Raw genomic sequence first — 24,916 nt, 5'->3', positions numbered from 1 at the left:
CTCCGGACAGCAGCGGGCGGTTCCCGGTAATCCGCAGGGATATCCGGGCCAGCCGTCCGGTCCACAGCGGCAGGTGCCGCGGCCCGGCGAATCCGGGCCCATCATGCACCGCCCCCGCCCCCAGCAGGGACGCCCCATGACGGACGGGCACGTCCCGGCCGAAGAGCGCTACCACTGGGGACACCCCGGCAGCGAAGGCAACCGGCCGCCCGGCCCCGGCCCCCAGCGGTATCCGACGCCGCCGATGTCGAACCCGCGCCCGGTTCCGTCGACGGGCCCACAGCGCCAGGCTCCGTCGACCGGCCCACAGCGCCAGGCAACGCCGCGCACCGCGACCGTCGCCGCCGCACAGGCGGAGGAGAAGGCCGACAACTCCAACGCCAAACTGGTCCGGGACACCGGGTCCCTGGCCATCGCGACCCTGATCAGCCGCATCACCGGTTTCGCCAAACAGGCGCTCCTGCTGACCGTGCTCGGCCCTGCCATCGCCAGCGCTTTCACCATCGGCAGCTCCATCCCGAACATGATTTCGGAGCTGCTGCTCGGCGCGGTGCTGACCGCGATCGTCGTTCCGACCCTGGTCCGTGCTGAGCGCGAAGACGCTGACGGCGGCGCGGCGTTCATGCGCCGGCTGTTCACCACGGCGCTCACCGTCCTCGGCACCGGCACCGTCGTGGCGTTGATACTCACACCGGTATTGACCAAGCACGTCTTCCTCTCCGCCGATAGCAAGGTCAATTCCGGACTCACCACCGCACTGACCTTCATGCTGGTCCCCGCGGTGCTGCTGTACGGGATGTCGGCGCTGCTCATGGCGATCCTGAACACCCATCAGGTGTTCAAGCCCGGTGCCTGGGCGCCCGTCTTCAACAACTGCGTAGCTCTCGTGGTTCTCTGCCTGTATGCGGTAACCCCCGGTGAGATCACACTGGATCCGGTTCGGATGGGTGAACCGAAGCTGCTGTTGCTCGGTATCGGCACCACGGTCGGCGTGGCGGTCCAGGTGGCGACGCTGCTGCCTGCGATCCGCAGGGAAGGCATCGACCTACGCCCCCTGTGGGGAATGGACGCCCGCCTCAAGCAGTTCGGCGGCATGGCCGCGGCCATCGTCCTCTACGTCCTCATCAGCCAGATCGGTTTCAGTTTCACCCTGCGCGTCTCTTCGCACGCCGACGTCGCGGGGCCGACCATCTACCAGAACGCCTGGCTGCTGCTGCAACTGCCGTGGGGCGTGCTCGGTGTGACCCTGCTGACCGCGATCATGCCGCGCCTGAGCCGCAACGCGGCCGCCGACGACACTCCGGCTGTGGTGGACGATCTGGGCGCGGCAACCCGGTTGACAATGATCGCGCTGGTACCGATCGTCACGTTCCTCACCTTCGCCGGACCCCAGATCGGCGAGGCGATCTACGGTTACGGCCGCTTCGGCGGCGATGCCGCGCGACTCGGCGAGGCGGTCTCCTGGTCGGCATTCAACCTGATTCCCTACGCACTGGTGCTGATCCACCTGCGGGTCTTCTACGCGCGTGAACAGGCGTGGACACCCACCTGGATCATTCTCGGGATCACCAGCGTGCAAATCACGCTGTCCGCCCTCGCACCCGTCCTCGTCTCGGCTGACCATGTGGTCATCGCCCTCGGTGTGGCCCGTGGCCTCGGATTCGTCACCGGCGCGATCATCGGTGGGTGGCTGCTGCACCGCAGCCTCGGCGATCTGCGCATGGCGAACGTCGGCCAGACCATCACCCGCGTGGTGCTGGCTTCGCTGGCCGGTGGCGCGGTTCTGCTCATCGTGGACAAAGTCCTGGGACTACACCGGCTTTCGGACTCCTTCGGCGGATTCGGCTCGCTGGTCCGGGTCGGCATTACCGCCATCGTCATGTTCGGTGTGGCCTTCGGTCTGATGCGCCTGCTCGGCGTTCCGGAGATCGTCGCCATTACGGTGGCCATTTCACGCCGGCTCGGCATCACCCCGCCCGCACCGGATCTCGACCTCGACGGCACCCCGCTCGAGGACATCCACGAGACCACGCTGCTGCCCAAACCGGACCTGCGTGCCGCACCGTACTACTACCGCTTCGATCCGTACCTCGACGCGCAGACCATGGTGCTGCCCGTCATCCGGCCCGATGCGGTTGAACTCACCGAAAAGACCGAGTTCCCGTACCCTGTTCGGCAGGCAAGCGCAACTGCCCAGACCGGCATGTCCGCGGACAGCCCCCGCGGCACGCCGGACAGTGCACGGACACCGGACGGCGGCTTCCGCACGACTTCGGATGCCGGCGCAGCGGTTCCGGCTCCGATACATCGGTCTTCGACATACCAGGGCGAAGGAGGAACGAGGGTGAGCGACGATGCGGCGGGCGGTGTCCCGGCCGCCGAATCCGCAACGGCCGCGGGCGGCGGGCTCTCCACGGACACCCCTCCCGCCGGCGCGGCCGGGGGAAAGCCCGGTGGCCGCGCCGAATCCGCGGCACGCTCCGGCGGACCCGGCGACCACGAGGAACCCGAGCACCTACCGGAGGAGGAGGACCACGCCGGTCCCGAAACCGGTGTGTACGAGGCCATCTCGCCGCAGATGCCGCCCATGCGGGTGGAATCGCCGAGCAAGCGCATCCAGCGCGGCCCCAAGCTGACGCCCGGCGCGTCCGTGGCGGGCGGCCGGTACCGGCTGCTGGCCAGCCACGGCGGCGCGCGCGGGCTGAAGTTCTGGCAGGCCCTCGATGTGAAACTGGACCGCGAGGTCGCGCTCACCTTCGTCGACGCCGATCAGCAGGCCACCGACAACTCCGGACACGATGGGCCGCAGGCCATCCTGTCGCGCACGCTGCGCCTGGGCCGGATCAACTCGCCCGGTCTGGCCCGCGTACTGGACGTGGTGCGCGGTTCGTCCGGCGGCATCGTGGTAGCCGAGTGGACCCCCGGCCGCTCGCTCAAGGAGATGGCCGAGACCGTGCCGTCGCCGATCGGCGCCGCGCGCGCCGTCCGGGCGCTGGCGGCCGCGGCCGAAATGGCGCACCGCGGTGGCGGTTCACTGTCCATCGACCATCCGGACCGGGTGCGCATCAGCGCCGCCGGTGATGCCGTGCTGGCCTTCCCCGGCACGCTGTCGGATTCGGACGCCCAGTCCGACGTGCGGGGCCTCGGTGCCATGCTCTACGCGCTCATGACCGCGCACTGGCCGATCCGGGTCGGCGGCATCTCGGGCAGCGCGGCCACCGTCGGCGGCCTGCCGCTGGCCGACTTCGGCCCGGACGGAACGCCGGTGGAGCCCAGGACCATTCGGCCCGAGGTGCCTTTCGAGATCTCCGCGGTCGCGGTGCGGTCGCTGGAGTCCAACAAGGGCGTGCGCACCGCCGCCACCGTCCAGCACGTGCTGGAGCAGGCGTCGGTGGTGGACCAGAAGACCGACTTCATCCCGGTGCTGCGCCTGGGCCAGAAGCCGCCCAGCGCACCCGACGAGACCCTCGCCGATCCGGAACTGCTCGCCGCCGAGAAGGAACGCTCGCAGCGGATGATGTGGATCCTGGTCGGTCTGGGCGTGCTGGCCGCGCTGGTGGTCGGCGTCATCATCTGGTGGCTGCTGAGCGTCTTCGCGCCCGGCTCCTCCAATGCGCCGCTCAACGAACAGCGCAATATCGGCCTCACCACCTCGGTAACAGCGCCGCCCGGCCCTGGCGCGTCCCAGGTCCCGGCCAGTGCGCCCGCCACCGGCGGGGTGCCGGTGCCGGTCACGGGCGCCACGGTGTTCTCCCCGGAGGGCACCCCGGACAATGTCGGCAGCGTCGCGGCGGTACTGGACAACAACCCGGCCACCACCTGGCGCACCGACGCCTACTTCCAGCAGTTCCCGGCCCTGAAGAAGGGCGTGGGCGTGCTGACCACCCTGGGCAGCCCCAGCAAGCTGACCAAGGTGATCATCGAATCGCCCTCGCCCGGAACGCAGGTCGAGATCCGCACCTCGCCGACGGCCTCGCCGACCCTGGATCAGACCCAGCTGATCGGGTCGGCGGTGCTCGGCGACGGCACCACCGAGATTCCGGTGCGGGCCGATCAGCCGGCCCGCTACGTGCTGGTGTGGATCACCCAGCTGGCCAACAACGGGGGCCAGTTCCAGTCTTCGATCGCCGAGATCCGGTTCGAAGCCACACCGTAGTCCAGGGGTTCGCGTTCCACTGCCGGTGACGACACCCGGCAGAGCTTCTGCTTCGATTCGTCACATTCCGACGGTCATCATCCGTCCGATTCGCCCGAACAGCCCGCCTACCAGGGCTTTTTTCGCGCAATCCACTGCTACCGAATCGTTATCTTGGATATGATCCTGCGTACTCTCGGCAAGGGGAGCCCCCGGGCGCCGACTTCTACGGTCCCGGATGACAGCCGCACATCTCGGTGACGCCCGGCCCGTGATCAGGCCGCGTCCGCCGGTCTGAGGGGAAGCATTGTCGTCAGCGCACGAACTCGTGGAAGCACGGCAGGTCAGCGATCGCGACCTGCTCACCGCCCACGCCGGTGGGGCCCCCTACGCCTTCGCCGAATTGCTCCACCGCCACCGCGACCATCTCTGGCAGACCGCACTACGCGCCTCCTACGGCCCCGAGGACGCCGCCGACTCGCTCCAGGACGCCCTGCTGTCCGCGCACAAGGCCGCGGGCGCCTTCCGCGGCGACTCCGAGGTGCGCAGCTGGCTGCATCGCATCGTGGTCAATGCCTGCCTGGACCGCATCCGCCGCAACAAGCTGCGCCGGACCGAACCCCTGTCCGAGGACACGGCCGACGAACCACGCTGCCCGCGAGACGATTTCGCGGCCCTGGAGGCCACCCTGATGGTCGACGCGGCGCTGTTCACGCTGCCCGCCGATCAGCGCACCGCCCTCGTCGCCGTCGAGCTCGAGGGCTACTCCATCGCGGATGCCGCTGCGCTGCTGGGTATTCCGGAAGGCACCGTCAAGAGCCGGTGCGCGCGCGGGCGGCGGCGACTCGCGGCGCACTTTCACGAAGCCAACACCGGACATGCGATGAACACCTGAATTCCACTCGAACACCACGATATTGGGGGAACCTTGAACGGTTCCGCTGCGTCGGATACAAAGACAGGTCTGCGTTTCCTACTCGAGGCCCTGGAGGGGCAATGGAGGACACCGGAGGAGCAATGGCGGGTACCGCGGTACCTACGTCGCCCTTCTCCACCGAACTGCTCGCCGATCTACACGGCGGCAGTCTGCCGCCGGAAGAATCCGAGCGGCTCTGGCCCGCGGTCCGGCGTGACCCGGAGGCCATGCGCTATCTGCACTCACTCGACCGCGTCGACGATCGCCTGCACGACCTCGGCCGCGACGACCACATCGCCCACCCCATGCCCGCCGAGGTGGCCGCCCGTCTGGAACGCATGATCGAAGACCTCGCCACCGGCGACGAGGACCCGGCCCCGGCCACCGTGACCCGGCTGCCCGTCGCGCCGCCACTCGTCACCCGCTCCACCCATTCGACCCCGCCGTCCACCACCCCCATGCCGGTGCTCGACGGCTCCGTCTTCGACACCGGCCGGCTCGATCCCCGGGAGCTCGAGGATCCCGAACCCCCGGCCGCGCCCGAGGACGACACGGATCCCGGCGAGCCCATCCCGTTCGAGACCCCCTCCCGCCGCCTGCGCTGGCTCACCGCCGCCGCTGCCGCCGCGGCGGTGGTCGCGGGCGCCGTGGTGGCCGTGGACGCCGTCAGCACCCACACCGTGGCCCCGGCCGCCCACCCGGCCGCCGACGCCAACCTGGACCCGGGCCTCGCGCCCACCGCCGTCCTCACCGCTATGGGCCGCCACGACATCACCGGCCCCCTGGCGACCGGCAACGCGCTCGCCACCTGCCTGCAGGCGGCCGGACTGGACCGCCAGGTACTCGGCTCCCGCAGCGTCGTGTTCTCCGGCACACCCGGAGTCCTGGTCCTCCTAGCCGGACCGAAACCCCCGCAGATCACCGCCGCCGTACTCGGAACAGGCTGCGGCCCAGGCAATCCCCAGGTCCTCGGACGCGCCGACATCGGCTAGACGCGAACGATCGAAGAGACCTGCCCATAGTTCGCGGCCCGGCTCGATTCTGGACTGCGGCTCGACAGACCTCCGCCTTGAGCGGGGAGCGAAGCGGAGGAGGGAAGCGGAGGAGGGAAGAATCGAGCCGGGCCGCGAACACGCCCGGAGCGAAGCGGAGGGCAATCAAACACGGGAACAACAGCGTTTAGGCTGTTGTTGACCGACACGCTCACGCTCGAGCGATCGAGATTCTGCACAACAGCTTCGGAGGGCCACCTTGAGCACGCCTGTTCGCGACCTGATCATCGTCGGTTCCGGTCCGGCCGGCTACACCGCCGCAGTGTATGCCGCCCGAGCGGAACTGGAACCGCTGCTCTTCGAGGGCACCCAGTTCGGCGGCGCGCTCATGACCACCACCGAGGTCGAGAACTTCCCGGGCTTCCGCGAGGGCATCATGGGCCCCGACCTCATGGAGGAGATGCGGGAGCAGGCCAAGCGCTTCGGCACCGACATCCGCACCGAGGACGTCGACGCCCTCGACCTGACCGGTCCCATCAAGAAGGTGACCGTCGGCGGCGAGGTCCACGAGGCCTACGCTGTGATCCTCGCCATGGGCTCCGCGGCGCGCTACCTGAACGTCCCGGGCGAGCAGGAGCTGCTCGGCCGCGGCGTCAGCGCCTGCGCCACCTGTGACGGCTTCTTCTTCAAGGGCCAGGACATCGTGGTGGTCGGCGGCGGCGACTCGGCCATGGAGGAGGCGACCTTCCTCACCAAGTTCGCCAGCTCGGTGACCATCATCCACCGCCGCGAGGAGTTCCGCGCCTCCCGCATCATGCTGGAGCGGGCCAAGAACAACGACAAGATCCGCTTCGTCCTGAACTCGGAAGTTGTTGCGGTGCACGGGGATACCGCGGTCACCAGCCTGACCCTGCGCGACACCCGCACCGGCGAGACCTCCGAGCTGGCCGCCACCGGCCTGTTCGTCGCCATCGGCCACGACCCGCGCAGTGAACTGGTGCGCGGTCAGGTCGATCTGGACGGCGAGGGCTACGTGCTGGTCCAGGGCCAGAGCACCTACACCTCGCTGCCGGGCGTCTTCGCCGCCGGCGACCTGGTCGACCACACCTACCGGCAGGCCATCACCGCCGCCGGTACCGGCTGCCGCGCGTCCATCGACGCCGAGCGCTGGCTCGCCGAGCAGGGTGACATCACCACCAACACCCTCGATCACGCCGGTCAGCCGGTGGAAGTGAACAACTGAAGGAGCAGTACATGTCCGACGCCAAGACCAGTGCCACCAAGACGGTGACCGACGCCACCTTCGCCGACGAGGTATTGCTCAGCGAGAAGCCCGTGCTGGTGGACTTCTGGGCGGCCTGGTGCGGCCCGTGCAAGATGGTTGCTCCCGTGCTGGAGGAGATCGCCGCCGCCAACACGGACAAGATCACCATCGCCAAGGTGGACGCCGACAACAACCCCGAGACCGCGGCCCACTACGGCATCATGTCGTTGCCCACCATGGTCCTGTTCCAAGGGGGCAAGGAAACCAAGCGGATCGTCGGTGCGAAGGGCAAAGCTGCCCTCTTGCGCGAACTGGAAGAAGTTCTTTAACGACGCTGGATAGAATTTCGGCACCAGCGGGGGGCCTACGTGGTTACGCAAGCTGCCTCCTTCGGCCCCTGACGCAGGCGTCAGGGTTAGGATGCCTGCACTCGACAGTTGCCGAAATTCGGTCCGGGTCTGAAACAATCGTTCGACGCTCCGGTCGTGCGTAGGTGTGAACCGCCGCATGAATGGGTACCCGGGTTGGCGGAAGGAAAGGGCTCTCACGCATGCACCGACTTCGTCACGGCGATACAGGACCAGCCGTAGCAGAGGTTCGGAGCACCCTGGCAAGCCTCGGGTTCCTGCATTCCCACCCCAACAGCGACCCCTCGGGTCCGATCGGGGAGTACTGGAAGGACGCCGACGCGACCTTCGGCCATGATCTGGACTCCGCGGTACGTGCCTTCCAGCAGCACCGCGGACTCCTGGTCGACGGCGTGGTCGGTCCGGCGACCTACCGCGCGCTGAAAGAGGCGTCCTACCGCCTCGGCGCGCGGACCCTCATCTACCAGCTGTCCGCACCGCTGTACGGCGACGATGTCGCCACCCTTCAGCGGCGACTGCAGGATCTGGGCTTCTATGTGCACCGGGTGGACGGCTACTTCGGCCCGCACACCCACGACGCGCTCACCTCGTTCCAGCGCGAGATCGGGCTGTCCTCGGACGGCATCTGCGGTCCCGACACGCTGCGCTCGCTGGATCTGCTGGGCGCCCGCGTCACCGGCGGCAATCCGCACCGCATCGCCGAGGAAGAGGTGGTGCACCGGGCCGGGCCACAGCTCACCGGTAAGCGCATCGTCATCGATCCGGGTCTCGGTGGACCAGACAAGGGCTCGCCGGTGCCGACCGAATTCGGTGACGTCTACGAATCGGAGATCCTCTGGGATCTGGCCAGCCGGCTCGAAGGACGCATGGCCGCAACCGGTATGGAGACGTTCCTGTCCCGGCCGTGGGGGGCCAACCCCTCCGATGCCGAGCGGGCCGAGACCTCCAACACCTTCGACGCCGACCTGATGATCTCGCTGCGCTGCGCCAGCAATGACAGCGGTGCCGCCAGCGGCGTGGCCAGCTTCCACTTCGGCAACTCGCACGGCTCCACGTCCATGATCGGACAGGTGCTGGCCGGGTTCATCCAGCGCGAGATCGTGGCGCGAACCTCGTTGCAGGACTGCCGGACCCACGCCCGCACCTGGGATCTGCTGCGGCTCACCAAGATGCCGACCGTCCAGGTCGACATCGGCTACCTGACCAGTGATTACGACTCCTCGGTGCTGACCAACCCGCGCATGCGCGATGTGATCGCCGAGGCCATCCTGATCTCCGTCAAGCGGCTGTACCTGCTGGGCCAGGACGACCAGCCCACGGGGACATACACATTCGCCGAACTGCTCGCCGAGGAACTGGCGGCCGCAGACCGGCTCTGATGTTTCACATGAAACAAACCCCTCCAGCCCATTCGGGCTGGAGGGGTTTTTCGTTGGGGGTGGCAAACCCGCGCGGTCTATCGCGCCGCGATGCGGGTGGGCTACCGCGTGGCGATGCGGGTGGGCATGGTCAGCGCGGCCGCCGCGAGGAGCTGATCGAGCGCACGCTCGACGTCTTCCTTCCACAGGTGCTCGTGATCCAATTCCAGGCGCAGGCGCGGGAATCGGTGATGCGAAGCGACCACCTTGAAACCGACGTCCTCCAGGAAGTCGGCCTCGATCATGCACCGCTCCGGCGAACACCCGGACGGGGCAGGCGCGGGGGAGCGGACCGGCGTGCCGATCCGCTCGCGCAGTGTCATGGAACCGATCGCCGGCATCGCGGTCGTCGGCGGATCCTTCCGAATGCCGAACGCCTCGATGGCCCGCACACCACGCCGCACCAGATCGCCCACCACGGCCTGAATCAGCTGAAGGCCTATGTCGGTGTCGCGGTAGGGCATTTCGGCGCTCAGCGTGGTCAGCAGCACCGCATCCGGGCTCACCGGGGATGTGGGGAAGAGGCCGGCACGCGGCACCGCGCTGGGCGGTGCATAGAGTGCGCAGCCCGCCGACCGGTCATCCACCACGGCGACCTGTCCGCACGACCCCCACTGCAACATGACGGTGGAGAGCCAGGCCTCCTTCTCGAAGGTCGGGTCGCTGAAGCTATGGGAATCCGCCGCCACGGCCGGATCGATCTCCCAGAACACGCACCGCCGCGCATGTACCGGAAGTTTGTCGAGTCCGCCGAGGGTAAGTGCGGTCACGCTGGTCGACACCGCTCTGCTCAGCCTCCAGCTGTCTGATTCATCCACGCTCACGCCGCATCACACAGTGCTCGCCAGCAAGAATAAGCGATCAACGCTTTACGCCTCTCCAGGGCCATAAACCCGAACGTCACAGTGACGTTTCCACTGTGACCCTCAGGGTGGACCCACTCTAGGGCTTCGACTGCTCCATGAGACTGACAATTCGCTCGAGATCATCGATGGAGCCGAACTCGACCGTGATCCTGCCCTTGCGCTTGCCCAGACTGACCGTCACGCGGGTGTCGAAGGACTCCGACAACCGCTCCGCCACGTCCTGAAGACCCGGCATCTGAATCGGCTTGCGTTTGGGAGCCGGGGGAGTGGCCGCATCCGGATTCCGGTTCGCCAGGGTGACGGCTTCCTCGGTGGCCCGGACCGACATGCCTTCCGCCACGATCCGCGCGGCCAGGGCCTCCTGCGCGTCGGCGCCCGCCTCCAAGGCCAGCACGGCACGGGCGTGCCCGGCCGACAGCACGCCGGCGGCCACCCGGCGCTGCACCGGAATCGGAAGCTTCAGCAGGCGAATCATATTGGTGACGACCGGACGCGAGCGGCCGATGCGCGAGGCCAGTTCCTCGTGGGTGACGCCGAACTCCTCCAGCAGCTGCTGATAGGCGGCCGCCTCTTCGAGCGGGTTCAGCTGCACCCGATGGATGTTCTCCAGCAACGCGTCCCGCAGCATGGAGTCGTCCGCGGTCTCACGCACGATGGCCGGGATGGCGGGCAGACCCGCCTCCTGGCTGGCCCGCCACCGCCGCTCGCCCATGATGAGCTGATAGCGGGGGACCGGTGCGGACTCGACCTGACGCACCACGATGGGCTGCATCAGACCGAATTCCTTGATGGAGTGCACCAGTTCGGCCAGCGCCTCTTCTTCGAAGACGGTGCGCGGCTGTTTGGGGTTCGGCTCGATCTGCTCCGGCGGGATCTCCCGGTAGACCGCACCCGCGTCCGTAGCCTCGACGGCAGTCTCGACCGGATCGGGAACCCGATGCAGGTATGCCGACGCCGGCTGCGGACCGACCGGATCGAGACCGATGACGACATTGGCGGCGGCACTGCCGAGCCCACCGGGCGTGGTCGCCGGGCCGGTCGGGATCAGTGCCGCGAGGCCGCGCCCCAGTCCACCCTTCTTCGCCTGACTCATCGGCCTACCGACCCCTTCCGTTGTTCGCCGTTCATCACCACCGAGATCTACCTACACACCGGATTGTGCGTCCGAAACAGGCGCCGCCACAGTCTGCCGCGCCGAGTTACGTGACGCGATCTCACGTCCGGCATCGAGGTAGCTCATCGCGCCCCGCGAGCCCGGATCGTAATCGAGGACGGTCATGCCGTAGCCGGGAGCCTCCGACACCTTCACACTGCGGGGGATGACCGCGCGCAGCACCGCGTCGCCAAAGTGCGAGCGCACCTCCTCGGCCACCTGATCGGCGAGCTTGGTGCGACCGTCGTACATGGTGAGAACGACAGTGGAGACATGCAATCCGGGATTCAGGTGTGCCTGCACCAGACCGATATTGCGGAGCAGCTGACCCACGCCCTCCAGTGCGTAGTACTCGCACTGGATGGGGATCAGCACCTCCTTGGCGGCGACCATCGCATTGACGGTGAGCAGACCCAGCGACGGCGGGCAGTCGATCATGACGTAGTCGATGTCGTACCCGGCAAGGTTGGCCTCCTGGATGGCGGCCTTGAGCCGGCCCTCGCGGGCGACCATGGAGACGAGCTCGATCTCCGCGCCGGCCAGGTCGATGGTGGCCGGGATGCACAGCAGCCGTTCATTGTGCGGGCTCTGCTGGATGGCATCGCTGATCGAGCACTCGCCGATGAGGAGTTCGTAGCTGGAGGGGATACCCGAGTGGTGCGCGATGCCGAGAGCGGTGCTGGCATTGCCCTGCGGGTCGAGGTCGATGACCAGTACCCGCATGCCCTGAATGGCGAGTGCGGCAGCCAGATTCACGGCCGTGGTGGTCTTGCCCACGCCGCCCTTCTGATTAGCGATGGTGATGACGCGCTGTTCCTTGGGACGCGGGATCTGGGCATTCGTGCCCGACAGCACCTGACTCGCGCGTTGCGCCTCGGCGGCAATCGGGGTATCAGCGGAGATGTTCCCGAACGGGGTACGGCTGAACTCGTCGGTATCGAAGGGACCGCTATCGAGCATGCCGGGAACCCGGGACGTTGTTTCCCGTGAAACATTCGCCGGACCGTTGGACATACAGGCTCCTAACCCGAAGAACTCAAAGACACATGGCCGAGCAGAATTTCGCGCACTTGGCAGCAACGGCCGCGACGCTGCGTTGTCACCGAGGGCTGGCTCGAATCGGCTGGAAGTCGTTCACGCTCGACGTTCATTAGCTTGCCAGTAGTGGACACAATACGGAAGTTGAACGGACAGCTTCGCACCGCGACACACCTCGAGTCCGGGAAACTCACCCGCGAAACCACTCAAAGATCGCAACCGGCTTCATGTTTCACATGAAACATCGCGACCCCGAAGTCGCCCGAGCTTCGTCAGTGACGCTTCGGGTGACCGGTCCCGCGACCCCCGCCCTTGCGCTCCGCGCGGCGCTCGGCGCGCGCCAAGCGCTCGGCACTGATGACATAGGTCGGCGTCTCGAGCACTCCCACACCACATTCCAGAACCTCGGCGTGCCCCGCGCCCGCCTTGGTCAGGTCGTCGCGATCGCGCTCGAGTTCCTCCGCGGCGCTGATTCCCTTGAGCGCCAGCATCCGTCCGTGTTCGTGGACCAGCGGCATGGACCACCCCGCAAGCTTCGCCAGGGGAGCGACCGCGCGGGAGGTGACGATGTCCGCGCCGCCCGCCTCCTTCTTCACGCCGGCCTGCTCGGCCCGGCCGCGCACGATGAGGACATTGTCGAGTCCGGCCTCGGCCACGAACTCGGCCAGGAAGACGGTCCGGCGAAGCAGCGGCTCCACCAAGGTGATTCGGAGATCGGGCCGGGCAATGGCGAGCGGGATGCCGGGCAGGCCCGCCCCGCTGCCGATGTCGACCACCCGCACGCCGTGGGGAATCAGATCACCGATCACTGCGCAGTTGAGAATGTGGCGATCCCACAGCCGGGGAACCTCACGCGGGCCGATCAGTCCGCGCTCCACGCCCGCGGTGGCGAGGGCGGTGTAGTAGAGCCGGGCCTTGTCGAGCCGATCGCCGAAAACGACCGCGGCCGCGGCCGGGGGATCGACCGGACCCGGAGCGGTCATCTCGGTGTCAGGTTCCACGTGAAACATCCTTCCGAACGAACTTGCCCAACCCTGCGGGACTCTCGGGGATCGCGCCCCCGAACCCTCTCGCACGGTGGCGAATTGCGACGGGGGACGACTTCAGATAAGCGTAGGGCCCCCGGGTCTCTGCAACCCGGGGGCCCTACCGTACGTGTCCGCGTGTCAGGCGGGGAGCACCACCACGCGACGGTTCGGCTCCACGCCTTCACTCTCGCTCACCACACCGTCGAGAGCGGCCACGGCATCGTGGACAATCTTTCGCTCGAACGGGGTCATGGGGGCGAGGGCTTCACGCTCACCGGTTTCCAGCACGCGCTTGGCGGCCTCGGTGCCGAGCGCGCTCAGCTCCGAACGACGATTGGCGCGCCAGCCCGCGACATCCAGCATGAGCCGGCTGCGCACGCCGGTCGTCTGCTGCACGGCCAGCCGGGTCAGCTCCTGGAGCGCATCCAGCACCTCACCCCGGCGACCGACCAGCTTCGCCAGATCCTTGCCGCCGTCGATGCTCACGACGGCGCGGTCGCCCTCGACATCGAGGTCGATATCGCCGTCGAAGTCGAGCACGTCCAGCAGCTGCTCGAGGTAATCGCCGGCGATCTCACCCTCTTCGATGAGCGCTTCCTCGGCGTCGGTCGCGGCGTCCGGTGCCGCAGTCGCAGCCGTCACAGTGGGTTCCCCTCCGTCGGTTTCAACAGTCATGGTTGTTTCCTTCATCTGGAGTTGCAAGTCTCAGCGACGCCGCTTCTGATTGGCGCGGCCACGATTACCGGAGCGCTTCTTACCGGTGCTCGGCCGCGCGCCCGGCGCGGGCTTGGCACCGTTCTGGGACGCCTGCGGCGCATCGGAGACGGCGTCCTCGACGGCACCCGCGGGGGCGTCCTCGACCTTGGCGGCCGCCTGCTTCTTGCGGACGTCGACCGGCTTGGCGCCCGGCTTCGGGGCGTTCTGCGCGCGACGCTCCAGGGCGGCCTGCTTCTTCTCTTCTTCTTCCTTCTCGATGCGGCCGAAGACGAGGTGCTGCTGTCCGTAGGTCCAGATGTTGTTGGAGACCCAGTAGATCAGGATGGCGACGGGGAGGAACGGACCACCCACCAGCACGCCGAGTGGGAACACGTACAGCGCCATCTTGTTCATCATGGCCGCCTGCGGGTTGGCCGCGGCCTCCGCGGACTGCCGGGCCACCGAGGCGCGGGCGTTCATGTGGGTCGCGACACCGGCGATCACCATGAGCGGAATCGAGACCAGCGCGATGGCCAGCTTGGTCGGCACGCCACCGTAGTCGGCGAAGGACTGCAGCACGGTGGCGGGCTCGGTGATGTAGGCCGAGAGGGGAGCGCCGAAGAGCCGTGCGATCAGGAAGGACTGAACGTCGGCCGCGGAGAAGATGTAGTTCGGGGTGTGGGCATTGTCGTAGGGCGTCATGCCCAGCTGCCCGATCCCGTGGCCGGTGCGGTTGAACGACCGCAGCACGTGGAACAGACCCAGGAACACCGGAACCTGCAGGAGCACCGGCAGACAGCCCATGAGCGGGTTGAAGCCGTGTTCCTTCTGCAGCTTCTGCATCTGGACCGTCATCTCCTGACGGTCGTTCTTGTACTTCTTCTGCAGCTCCTTGATCTGGGGCTGCAACTCCTGCATCTGCCGGGTGGTGCGCACCTGCTTCACGAACGGCTTGTAGAGCACGAGCCGCAAAGTGAACACCAGGAACACCACGGCCAGTGCCCAGGCGAATCCGCTGTTCTTGCCCAGCACATACCCGAATGCCTGGTGCCAGAACCACAGAATGGCCGACACCGGGTAATAGATGAAGTCGAGCACGGCGCTATGCACTCCCGTCGTTCGTATCGCCGGTCACCGCAGGCGATGATCCTTCGTAAGCTGATGCCGCGTGCCGGTGCTTGCGCTCCGGTACGGGGTCCCACCCACCAGGGTGCCAGGGTGCACATTTCGCCAATCGGACGGCCGTCAGTCCGAGCCCGACGAACAGTCCGCGGGTGCGCAGCGCCGTCACCGCGTACTCACTGCACGAAGGAGTGAATCGGCACACCGGCATGCGGGTGGGGGAGATATAGGTCCGATACAGCTCGATGAGGAATATCAGAGCTTTGGCCGGTATCCGGGCAGCGGCGCGCAGGGCGTTCATGAGAGAACGCCGAGCTTGCGCAAACCGCTGTGCAACTGACGCAGCAGTTCGTCGGAGGGCGTGCCGGCGGCACCCGGCAGGGCGCGAATGACAATGTCTGCGCCGCCGGGCAATTCGGCCGTCAAGCTTGCGCAGATATGACGCAGGCGGCGGGCCACCCGGTGGCGTACCACCGCCGGACCCACCGCCTTGCTGACGATCAACCCGAAACGCGGACCACCCACCCGGATGACCGGGGTAGATCCGCTCGACTGATCGTCGTGTAGCAGTACGTGCACAACTAGGTCCCGTCTCCCGATCCGCCGGCCCTGGCGCACCGTCCGGGAAAAGTCGGTGCGCCGGTGCAGCCGGTAGGGCTCAGGCAGCACCTGAGCATCCAGCGGAGTGCGGGCGGATGGGGGACCGGAGACCGGACGGCGAGTCGCACATACGACGCCGCATCCGGGGGCTACCGAATCAGGCCGTGAGCTTGGCGCGGCCCTTGCCACGGCGCGCCGAGACGATGGCACGACCCGCACGGGTCCGCATCCGAAGACGGAATCCGTGGACGCGCGCCCGACGACGGTTGTTCGGCTGGAACGTCCGCTTGCCCTTGGCCACGGTCAACACTCCTCTAGGTGGTGGGCATCCGGTGACGCCCGAAGCTTTGTCGGTGAAACGGTGCTCTCGAGGGACCTGGGTCTCTCGGTGCAATACCCTTGTCGGCACGGGCAGCAGACAGCCGCCACCGCACCATAGGGTGACTGTAGAAGGGTACTTACCCCCCGGACGAGGGTCAAACTCGGGGGTAGAGGCCCGATTTCCGCACTGGATCGATCGTTCCGCGTGGCGTTTGCTGGGGGTTCGTGTCGCGGCGCGGGCGTCGTGTACGGTCCTTTCCAGTCCTTCGCTGCGACTGCGGTTGACTTTGCCAGCTGATTGCTGTGAACCCGCAGGTACGTGCCCGATTCGGGGAACCAGACACGCGGTTGCGTGTATCCCCAGGTTGTCCACATCTGTGGATAATTGTGTGGAAAGACCCCTGGAGTGGCATATTCGTAGGGCCGACGGTGACTCGCCGACGCCCGGTGACTGGGGGAGCCGAGCAGCGCAGACCGTCTGCTCCTATCGACCTACATCCGGGGAGGACGACGTTCGTGGACGACGAGCAGAATGTGCTGACGGCTGTCTGGCCCGAGGTGATCGCCGAGTTGGCGAGTGGTTCCGCGGACGGGGAGATCCAGCCGGTCAGCAAGGCTCACAAGGCGTGGCTCAACACTATCGAACCGATCACCTTCGCGCAGGGGTTCGCCCTGCTCTCGGTGCCGGGCACGATGGCGCAGGTGACGGTCGAGCGTGACCTGCGGGAGCTCATTCTGCGATCCCTGGCCCGCCGCGGTCTCCAGGTCGAGGGGCTGGGCGTGCGCATTCGCGCGCAGCAGCATCCGCCCGCCGGTCGCTCGGGGAATGCCCCGCGGCACGCGCGCATGACCACCCGGCCCGAACGCCCGCGCGAACCCGAGCCGGCTCCTCCCGCGTATCCGGCCGAGCCGTCGATGGGCGAGCGTCCACAGCCCATGTATCAGAGTCCACAGGAGTACGCGGCGCCGCGCTACCTGCCTCCCCAGGACTACCCGGCCGAGTACGACGAGCACGATGCTTATCCACCTGTGGAATTCGGGCAGCCGCCGATGGCCGAAGAGTTGCCGATGTCGGCGCCGGACCGTGCGATGCCGGTCGGGGAGCCGCCCGTGCCGCCCCGGCGCCGCGACAACCATCGCAGCGTGCCCATGTCGCCCGGTCAGGAGTCGCTGTTCTCGCCGGACCCCGACGACGAACCCGTCCGTTCCACCCCGCAGCGGTATTCCGACGAACCTCAGCGCTATGCCGATGAACCCGCCCCGCAGCGATACTCGGACGAGCCCGCGCCCCAGCGTTATTCGGACGAGCCCGCGCCGCGCTACTCGGAGGAACCGGCCGCACGCCGGCCGGTGGACGAGGCACACGACGACGAGCCGGTGGTCAATGTCCGCAATTCGTGGCCGACCTACTTCAACCGGACGCCCGAACGCGAGCCCGCGCCCACGCCGTCCTCGGCCAGCCTGAACGCGAAGTACACCTTCGATACCTTCGTGATCGGCGCCTCGAACCGCTTCGCGCACGCCGCGGCGGTGGCCATCGCGGAGGCGCCGGCGCGCGCCTACAATCCGCTGTTCGTCTGGGGCGCTTCGGGTTTGGGCAAGACGCACCTGCTACACGCGGCCGGCCACTACGCGCAGCGGCTGTTCCCGGGCATGCGGGTGAAGTACGTGTCCACCGAGGAATTCACCAACGACTTCATCAACTCGCTGCGTGACGACCGGAAGGTGGCGTTCAAGCGCCGCTACCGGGAGACCGACATCCTGCTGGTCGACGACATCCAGTTCATCGAGGGCAAGGAAGGCATCCAGGAGGAGTTCTTCCACACCTTCAACACCCTGCACAACGCCAACAAGCAGATCGTGGTGTCCTCCGACCGGCCGCCCAAGCAGCTGGCGACGCTGGAGGAGCGGCTACGCACCCGGTTCGAGTGGGGGCTCATCACCGATGTGCAGCCGCCGGAGCTCGAGACCCGCATCGCGATCCTGCGCAAGAAGGCCCGCATGGACCGCCTGGACGTGCCGCACGATGTGCTCGAACTGATCGCCAGCCGGGTGGAGCGCAATATTCGTGAACTGGAGGGCGCGCTGATCCGCGTCACCGCGTTCGCGTCGCTGAACGGCCAGCCGCTGGATCTGTCGCTGGCCGAGGTGGTGCTACGGGATCTGATGCCCGACACCGCGACGCTGGAGATCACGGCGGCCACGATCATGGCCGTGACCGCGGAGTACTTCAACACCACGCTGGAGGAGCTGACCGGTCCCGGCAAGGCGCGGCCGCTGGCCCAGGCCCGGCAGATCGCCATGTATCTGTGCCGCGAGCTCACCGACCTATCCCTGCCCAAGATCGGCCAGGCCTTCGGCCGCGACCACACCACGGTCATGTACGCGGAGAAGAAAGTACGCAAGGAGATGACCGAGCGGCGCCGCGTGTACGACCAGGTTCAAGAACTCACAGCCCGAATCAAACAGCGTTCGCGCTGATCCACAGTCCACAGGACCCCACGTCGTCTGACGTGGGGTTCTTTGTTTTCAGGGGTTGTGGATTCCTCGAGGAATCCTCGAGGAAGGTGTGTGGACTCCTCGAGGAATCCCACTGTTGTCCACCGAGTTGCCCCCAGGCCGTCATGCACAGGGGTGCACAACTTTTCATGCACAGTTCCCACAGGTTGATTCATCCTCGAGGGCTGACCTGCCCGGATGCGCTCAGCGGCTTGTGGATTCCTCGAGGAATCCATGTCAGGTCCTCGAGGAATCCTCGAGTTGTCCCCGGTTTCGCTCAGATGTGCGCAGCATGGCCCGAAACGTGGGACCAACTCGAGGATGGCTCGAGGAGAGCTGTGGAGTAGCGGGTCAACTCCACAGCCACGCGTTGTTCATCCTCGAGCCACCCCGACGACATCCACATGCCGCTGGATGCTCCGACCTGGGTAAATGGCCGAAGTCCACAGAACTAACAGGACCTACTACTACTTCAGTTCTTCCTCTAGGAGAGGTTCTTCTAAAACAGGGTGTGTGGAATCTCGGGTGGGGAGAGCACGGTCCGATGGGCAGTCCCTCCCCACCCGATCGGGCAGCAAGGAGAAGGCGAAGCAAGGGATCGGCGCCGCAGGGGGTCAGGGGCAACGCCGTGAGAGTCCACGAGAGTTCCGGTGGTCAGCCGGAGGGTCGGCGTAGGCACGTCGGTCTCGCGCAGGTACGGTTTGGTGTCGGCCCCGTGTGCGAGACTGCCGATTACTGATCCGAAGATCCGAACGACCGACAGTGGAGAGGACAGACCGGGCGATGGAGCTTGCAAGCATGAAGTTTCGGGTCGCCCGCGAGGACTTCGCCGAATCCGTAGCCTGGGTGGCCCGCAGCCTGCCGTCGCGGCCTCCGGTGCCTGTGCTCGGTGGCGTGCTTCTCGTGGCTGACGAGGACGGCCTGACGGTCTCCGGTTTCGATTACGAGGTCTCCGCGCAGATGCGGGTGGCCGCGGAGGTCGCCGGTTCGGGTCAGGTGCTGGTGTCGGGCCGCCTGCTGGCCGATATCACCAAGGCGCTCTCCAACAAGCCGGTGGACGTGTCGGTGGACGGCACCCGCGTGCTGATCGCCTGTGGCAGCGCCAAGTTCTCCCTGCCGACCATGCCGGTCGAGGACTATCCTCAGCTTCCCGAGCTGCCTCCGCAGACCGGTGAGCTCGCGGTGGACCTGTTCTCAGAGGCGGTCTCCCAGGTGGCCGTGGCCGCCGGCCGCGACGACACCCTCCCCATGCTCACCGGTATCCGCGTCGAGATCGAGGGCCCCAAGGTGGTCCTGGCCGCGACCGACCGCTTCCGTCTCGCCGTGCGCGAGCTGGAATGGCAGCCGGGTCGCGCCGATGTGGAGACCGCGGTGCTGGTCCCGGCCCGCACCCTGTCCGAGTCCGCGAAGACCCTCGGCGCGTCCGATCAGCCGGTGCAGCTGGCGTTCGGTACCGGCACCGACGGCCTGCTGGGCATCGTGAACGGCGGCCGCCGCACCACCACGCGCCTGCTCGACGCGGAATTCCCCAAGTTCCGGCAGTTGCTCCCCAAGGAGCACACCTCCATCGCCACCCTCGCGGTGAACGCGCTGACCGAGGCCATCAAGCGTGTGGCCCTGGTGGCCGAGCGCGGCGCCCAGGTGCGGCTGGAGTTCTCCGAGGAGGGCCTGCTGCTCTCCGCCGGTGGCGACGACGCCGGCCGCGCCGAGGAGTGGCTGGAGGCCGAGTTCCGCGGTGAGCCGCTGACCATCGCCTTCAACCCCGGCTACCTGCTCGACGGTCTCTCCGCCTCGCATTCGGACCGGGTGACCTTCGGCTTCACCACTCCCAGCCGCCCGGCCGTGTTTCTGCCGGCGCCCGAGGAGGAGCCCGCCCGGCTGGAGTCGGGCGCGTTCTCGGCCCTCAGCGGCAGCTACATCTACCTGCTGATGCCGGTGCGGTTGCCGGGCTGAGCCCGTTTGGCGATCCCTCGACTCGGCGCGGACGACACACCTGTGCACAGTGTTGACAAACCTGTGAAAAACTCGGCGTGCGTGGCGGATTCGCCGCGCACGTTCGAGTATCCCCAGCCGGGGCCGGTACCGGCCCCGATCTCGGGCATGGTGGACTAGCCGGATGCACGTGCGTGCGCTGTCACTACGCGATTTCCGCTCCTGGGAGGCCGTCGAACTCGAACTCGCGCCCGGCGGAACGGTCTTCCTGGGCTCCAATGGGAACGGCAAGACCAACCTGATCGAGGCCATCGGCTATCTGTCCACACTCGGCTCACACCGGGTGGCGGCCGACGCTCCGCTCATCCGCATCGGCGCGCAGAAGGCCCGGATCGGTGCGACGGTGGTCAATACCGGCCGCGAACTGCGGGTGGATATGGAGCTGAACCAGGGCACCGCCAATCGCGCCCAGATCAATCGCTCACCGGTGCGGCGGCCGCGGGAGATCCTGGGGATTCTGCAAACCGTGCTGTTCGCGCCCGAGGATCTGTCGCTGGTGCGCGGGGATCCGGGGGAGCGGCGGCGCTTCCTCGACGAACTGGCCACCGCGCGACTGCCGCGGCTGGCCGCGGTGCGCGCGGATTACGACAAGGTGCTGCGGCAGCGATCGGCGCTGTTGAAAACGGCTGGGCGCAATGCCCGTTCGGGTGCGCGTGGCGCGGAGATGAGCACCCTCGATGTGTGGGACGGCCATCTGGCGGCGCACGGGGCGGTGCTGCTGGCGCAGCGGTTGCGGCTGGTGCACGACCTTTATCCACATCTTGCACAGGCTTATTCAGATATCGCGCCCGAATCCCGGCCCGCCGCAATCGGTTACCGCAGTGCGAGCCTGCCGCCGGAATTCCTGGATCCCGCACATGCGCCACAGACCGAGGACGAGGAGACGCTGGAGGCGATCCTGCTGCGGGAGCTGGCCGCCGCGCGTCCCAAGGAGCTGGAGCGCGGGGTGTGCCTGGTAGGCCCGCACCGTGACGATCTGGATCTGATGCTGGGTTCCGCGCCCGCGAAGGGTTTCGCGAGTCACGGCGAGTCCTGGTCCTTCGCCCTGGCGCTGCGGCTCGGGGCCTTCCAGCTGCTGCGTTCCGCCGGAACCGATCCGGTGCTGATCCTCGACGACGTGTTCGCCGAACTGGATCGCCGGCGCCGTACCGCCCTGGCCGCGGTCGCTGCCGGCGCCGAGCAGGTGCTGATCACCGCCGCGGTGCCCGAGGACGTGCCGCCGGAACTGGATGCCGCGCCGCTGCGCGTGGAGACCCAAGGCGAGGCCGATCACCGGACGTCCCGGATAGCCGAGTCGGCGTCCATGTGACCTTGCGGCGGAATGGCGCGTTGTGCCGGTGATTCCGTCGATGCGATGCGGCAGAATCACGTGACGAACCGCCGACGATCATCGGGATTCCCAGGTGTGGAAGGAGTTGTGGATGGCTGAGCCGACCGAAGGCAACGACCGCACCCCACCCGAGGTGAATCCCGTTGCCCCCCGCCAATCCAGCGACGCGACCGGTCCGGAACCGGAGTTGCGCGGCGTCGACCTGGCTCGGCGCGCTCTCGAAGAAGCACGTGCCGCGGCACGCGCGGCCGGTAAGTCGGTAGGTCAGGGCCGGGCCTCGCCGCGCAAGGGTGGCGTCCGTGCCCTGCGGCGGCGCAGCGGCTGGTCGGGCGCGCATCCGGACGAGCGCGACCCGCAGACCCTCTCCTCGCTGGCCATGCAGCTGGCCAAGGGTCGCGGCTGGTCGGCCAAGGTCGCCGAGGGCACGGTTTTCGGCCGCTGGGCCAGCGTGGTGGGGGAGGACATCGCGTCCCACGCTCAGCCCATCTCGCTGGAGAACGGTGTGCTGAGTATTCAGGCCGAGTCCACGGCCTGGGCGACTCAGTTGCGCATGTTCCAGTCCCAGATCCTCGCCAAGATCGCGGCCGCGGTCGGCAACGGCGTCGTCAAACAGCTCCGGATCAACGGCCCGACCGCTCCGAGTTGGCGCAAGGGCGAGCGGCACATCAAGGGCCGGGGCCCGCGCGACACTTACGGGTAGGCCGCGAATTCTCGCTCCGGCCCGTTTGTTTCACGTGGAACGAGAAGAGATCGTCACTCGGAGCGTCCGGAGATCACGGAGAACCCTCGCGCAAACTGCTCCGAGCCCGTGCTCACATCGCCCGCTGAGGCTTCCGGAACCCCCCACACCCATAACGGGTCATGTCGCTGGTCGATTTCATGACCCTACGGCCCACCCAGGGGTGTCATAGGTGGGTTCTCTGTCGGTCGTACCAGTAGGATGGGGGAGTAACTAGCGGCGATACCTCCCGGCGCGTTCCGCAGCGCCCGCGCGTGAGCCCCCGTAATTCTCGAGCAGACAGCGTCTGGGTACTCGAGCAGACAGCGTCTGAGGGCTCCGCGCGTGCTCCGCATTGTGCCGGGGGGATCAGCAAGTAAGGAGAGCTACCCACCAGTGGCTGCCATGGACTCCAACGCAGAAGGCTCGACCAAGCAGGGCAATCAGTCGTACAGCGCGACCTCGATCACGGTGCTCGAGGGGCTGGAGGCGGTACGCAAGCGCCCCGGCATGTACATCGGCTCCACCGGTGAGCGCGGCCTGCACCACCTGATCTGGGAGGTCGTCGACAACTCGGTCGATGAGGCGATGGCCGGGTATGCCACGCGTGTCGATGTCACCCTGCTGGCCGACGGCGGTGTCGAGGTCGTCGACGACGGTCGTGGTATCCCCACCGATATGCACGCGCAGGGGGTGCCGACCATCGAGGTGGTCATGACCCAGCTGCACGCCGGCGGCAAGTTCGACGGAGAGTCCTATGCGGTGTCGGGTGGTCTGCACGGTGTCGGCATCTCCGTGGTGAACGCGCTGTCCACCCGCCTCGAGGCCGAGGTGGACTACGGCGGCTACCACTGGACCCAGGAGTACAAGGACGCCAAGCCGGGCAAGCTGATCCAGGGCGAGTCGACCAAGAAGACCGGCACCACCATCCGGTTCTTCCCGGACCCGGACATCTTCGAGACCACCACCTTCAGCTTCGAGACGGTCGCCCGCCGCCTGCAGGAGATGGCGTTCCTGAACAAGGGCCTCACCATCACGCTGACCGATCAGCGGATCCACGAGGGCGACATCACCGACGAGGTGGTGAGCGAAACCGCCGAGGCGCCCAAGCATCTGGACGAGAACGCGCCCGCCGCCGAGCCGAAGACGAAGACCCGCACCTATCACTACCCGGGCGGTCTCGAGGACTACGTCCGCCACATCAACCGGACCAAGACGCCGATTCACAACTCGATCGTCGGCTTCACCGGCAAGGGCACCGGCCACGAGGTCGAGGTCGCGATGCAGTGGAACTCGGGTTACTCCGAGTCCGTCCACACCTTCGCCAACACCATCAACACCCACGAGGGCGGTACCCACGAGGAGGGCTTCCGTGCGGCGCTCACCACGGTGGTGAACAAGTACGCGAAGGACAAGAAGCTCCTCAAGGAGAAGGAAGGCAACCTCACCGGTGACGATATCCGTGAGGGTCTTGCCGCCATCGTGAGCGTGAAGATCGCCGACCCGCAGTTCGAGGGCCAGACCAAGACCAAGCTCGGCAATACCGAGGTGAAGTCCTTCGTCCAGCGCACCTGCAACGAGCACATCTCGCATTGGTTCGAGGCGAACCCGGCCGATGCGAAGACGATTGTGCAGAAGGCGGTTTCGTCGGCGCAGGCGCGGGTGGCGGCCCGTAAGGCGCGCGAGCTGGTGCGCCGCAAGTCCGCCACCGATATCGGCGGCCTGCCGGGCAAGCTGGCCGACTGCCGCTCGAAGGATCCGAGCAAGTCCGAGATCTACATCGTGGAGGGTGACTCCGCCGGTGGTTCGGCCAAGTCCGGCCGCGATTCGATGTACCAGGCGATCCTGCCGCTGCGCGGCAAGATCATCAATGTGGAGAAGGCGCGCATCGACCGCGTGCTGAAGAACACCGAGGTGCAGTCGATCATCACGGCGTTCGGCACCGGTATCCACGACGAGTTCGACATCAACAAACTGCGTTATCACAAGATCGTGCTGATGGCCGACGCCGATGTGGACGGCCAGCACATCTCGACGCTGCTGCTCACCCTGCTGTTCCGCTTCATGCGTCCGCTGGTCGAGCACGGTCACGTCTTCCTGGCCATGCCGCCGCTGTACAAGCTGAAGTGGCAGCGGTCCGAGCCGGAGTTCGCCTACTCCGACCGGGAGCGGGACGGTCTGCTGGAGCGCGGTCTGGCGGCCGGCAAGAAGATCAACAAGGACGACGGCATCCAGCGCTACAAGGGTCTCGGTGAGATGAACCCGAAGGAGCTGTGGGAGACCACCATGGATCCGAGCGTGCGCGTGCTGCGTCTGGTCACTCTCGACGACGCGGCCGCTGCCGACGAGCTGTTCTCCATCCTCATGGGTGAGGACGTGGAGGCTCGCCGCAGCTTCATCACTCGGAACGCCAAGGACGTGCGGTTCCTGGACGTGTAGCGAAGTGGGGCCAGAGGAATC

At 67.2% G+C, this 24,916-nt stretch carries 20 protein-coding genes; 11 read left to right on the top strand and 9 right to left on the bottom strand.

All coding sequences use genetic code 11. The features are described from left to right. Positions 1-244 precede the first annotated feature (244 nt). The 6 genes from ACIRRA_RS07835 (at position 245) to ACIRRA_RS07810 (ending at position 9,054) form a co-directional block, all read left to right on the top strand. Positions 245-4,156: a murein biosynthesis integral membrane protein MurJ gene (locus ACIRRA_RS07835; RefSeq protein ID WP_402764860.1), complete on the top strand. Its 3,912-nt coding sequence runs from the start codon at positions 245-247 to the stop codon at positions 4,154-4,156. Between the two features lie 286 nt (positions 4,157-4,442). Beyond that, positions 4,443-5,030 (top strand): RNA polymerase sigma factor SigM, encoded by a 588-nt coding sequence (sigM, locus tag ACIRRA_RS07830; protein ID WP_402764530.1) that lies wholly within the window; start codon positions 4,443-4,445, stop codon positions 5,028-5,030. A gap of 101 nt (positions 5,031-5,131) precedes the next feature. Next, positions 5,132-6,043: a hypothetical protein gene (locus tag ACIRRA_RS07825; RefSeq protein WP_402764527.1), complete on the top strand. Its 912-nt coding sequence runs from the start codon at positions 5,132-5,134 to the stop codon at positions 6,041-6,043. A 259-nt stretch (positions 6,044-6,302) separates the two neighbouring features. Next, on the top strand, positions 6,303-7,286 hold the full coding sequence (gene trxB / locus ACIRRA_RS07820) for a thioredoxin-disulfide reductase (RefSeq protein ID WP_402764524.1): 984 nt from the start codon (positions 6,303-6,305) through the stop codon (positions 7,284-7,286). An 11-nt stretch (positions 7,287-7,297) separates the two neighbouring features. Then, positions 7,298-7,636: a thioredoxin gene (trxA, locus tag ACIRRA_RS07815; protein WP_402764523.1), complete on the top strand. Its 339-nt coding sequence runs from the start codon at positions 7,298-7,300 to the stop codon at positions 7,634-7,636. Between the two features lie 221 nt (positions 7,637-7,857). Further along, the gene (locus tag ACIRRA_RS07810) at positions 7,858-9,054 is read left to right on the top strand and encodes an N-acetylmuramoyl-L-alanine amidase (RefSeq protein ID WP_356996123.1); all 1,197 of its coding nucleotides are present in this window, start codon (positions 7,858-7,860) and stop codon (positions 9,052-9,054) included. 101 nt (positions 9,055-9,155) lie between these two features. Here ACIRRA_RS07810 and ACIRRA_RS07805 read toward each other — a convergent pair whose 3' ends face one another. The 9 genes from ACIRRA_RS07805 to rpmH all read right to left on the bottom strand — a co-directional run bounded on the left by ACIRRA_RS07805 (position 9,156) and on the right by rpmH (position 15,897). After that, positions 9,156-9,875, bottom strand: coding sequence for a GNAT family N-acetyltransferase (locus tag ACIRRA_RS07805; protein WP_402764520.1), 720 nt, complete (start codon positions 9,873-9,875; stop codon positions 9,156-9,158). Positions 9,876-10,035: 160 nt separating this feature from the next. Beyond that, positions 10,036-11,052 carry a ParB/RepB/Spo0J family partition protein gene (locus tag ACIRRA_RS07800; protein WP_402764518.1) on the bottom strand — a complete coding sequence of 339 codons (1,017 nt, stop codon included), beginning with the start codon at positions 11,050-11,052 and terminating at the stop codon, positions 10,036-10,038. Positions 11,053-11,103: 51 nt separating this feature from the next. Continuing rightward, entirely contained in the window at positions 11,104-12,072 is a 969-nt protein-coding gene (locus tag ACIRRA_RS07795) for a ParA family protein (RefSeq protein WP_402764857.1), read from the bottom strand. A gap of 350 nt (positions 12,073-12,422) precedes the next feature. Beyond that, the gene (gene rsmG, locus ACIRRA_RS07790; protein WP_402764515.1) at positions 12,423-13,160 is read right to left on the bottom strand and encodes a 16S rRNA (guanine(527)-N(7))-methyltransferase RsmG; all 738 of its coding nucleotides are present in this window, start codon (positions 13,158-13,160) and stop codon (positions 12,423-12,425) included. A 156-nt stretch (positions 13,161-13,316) separates the two neighbouring features. Then, positions 13,317-13,853 carry a protein jag gene (locus ACIRRA_RS07785; protein WP_402764512.1) on the bottom strand — a complete coding sequence of 179 codons (537 nt, stop codon included), beginning with the start codon at positions 13,851-13,853 and terminating at the stop codon, positions 13,317-13,319. Positions 13,854-13,883: 30 nt separating this feature from the next. Continuing rightward, positions 13,884-14,972, bottom strand: coding sequence for a membrane protein insertase YidC (yidC, locus tag ACIRRA_RS07780; protein WP_402764855.1), 1,089 nt, complete (start codon positions 14,970-14,972; stop codon positions 13,884-13,886). Between the two features lie 4 nt (positions 14,973-14,976). After that, positions 14,977-15,297: a membrane protein insertion efficiency factor YidD gene (yidD, locus tag ACIRRA_RS07775; RefSeq protein ID WP_354849007.1), complete on the bottom strand. Its 321-nt coding sequence runs from the start codon at positions 15,295-15,297 to the stop codon at positions 14,977-14,979. Then, complete coding sequence (rnpA, locus tag ACIRRA_RS07770) at positions 15,294-15,665, bottom strand: ribonuclease P protein component (protein ID WP_402764510.1); 372 nt, start codon at positions 15,663-15,665, stop codon at positions 15,294-15,296. The genes yidD and rnpA overlap by 4 nt, the downstream gene beginning before the upstream one ends. An 88-nt stretch (positions 15,666-15,753) precedes the next feature. Beyond that, on the bottom strand, positions 15,754-15,897 hold the full coding sequence (gene rpmH, locus ACIRRA_RS07765; protein ID WP_033085250.1) for a 50S ribosomal protein L34: 144 nt from the start codon (positions 15,895-15,897) through the stop codon (positions 15,754-15,756). 536 nt (positions 15,898-16,433) lie between these two features. On the opposite strand from rpmH, the gene dnaA reads away from it, so the two are divergent. From dnaA to gyrB, 5 genes are all read left to right on the top strand, one after another. Next, positions 16,434-18,398 (top strand): chromosomal replication initiator protein DnaA, encoded by a 1,965-nt coding sequence (dnaA, locus tag ACIRRA_RS07760; RefSeq protein ID WP_402764508.1) that lies wholly within the window; start codon positions 16,434-16,436, stop codon positions 18,396-18,398. A gap of 801 nt (positions 18,399-19,199) precedes the next feature. Further along, positions 19,200-20,369, top strand: a complete 1,170-nt coding sequence (gene dnaN, locus ACIRRA_RS07755) for a DNA polymerase III subunit beta (protein WP_402764506.1) — start codon at positions 19,200-19,202, stop codon at positions 20,367-20,369. 163 nt (positions 20,370-20,532) lie between these two features. Beyond that, the gene (gene recF / locus ACIRRA_RS07750) at positions 20,533-21,717 is read left to right on the top strand and encodes a DNA replication/repair protein RecF (protein ID WP_402764503.1); all 1,185 of its coding nucleotides are present in this window, start codon (positions 20,533-20,535) and stop codon (positions 21,715-21,717) included. Positions 21,718-21,829: 112 nt separating this feature from the next. Further along, the gene (locus tag ACIRRA_RS07745; RefSeq protein WP_402764500.1) at positions 21,830-22,438 is read left to right on the top strand and encodes a DUF721 family protein; all 609 of its coding nucleotides are present in this window, start codon (positions 21,830-21,832) and stop codon (positions 22,436-22,438) included. Positions 22,439-22,861: 423 nt separating this feature from the next. Continuing rightward, positions 22,862-24,895 carry a DNA topoisomerase (ATP-hydrolyzing) subunit B gene (gene gyrB, locus ACIRRA_RS07740; RefSeq protein WP_402764498.1) on the top strand — a complete coding sequence of 678 codons (2,034 nt, stop codon included), beginning with the start codon at positions 22,862-22,864 and terminating at the stop codon, positions 24,893-24,895. The last annotated feature ends 21 nt before the right edge of the window (positions 24,896-24,916 follow it).

Source organism: Nocardia sp. NPDC101769 (genome assembly GCF_044766925.1).
In the GTDB taxonomy this organism is placed as follows: domain Bacteria; phylum Actinomycetota; class Actinomycetes; order Mycobacteriales; family Mycobacteriaceae; genus Nocardia.
This window is presented reverse-complemented; position numbering and strand designations above follow the sequence as displayed.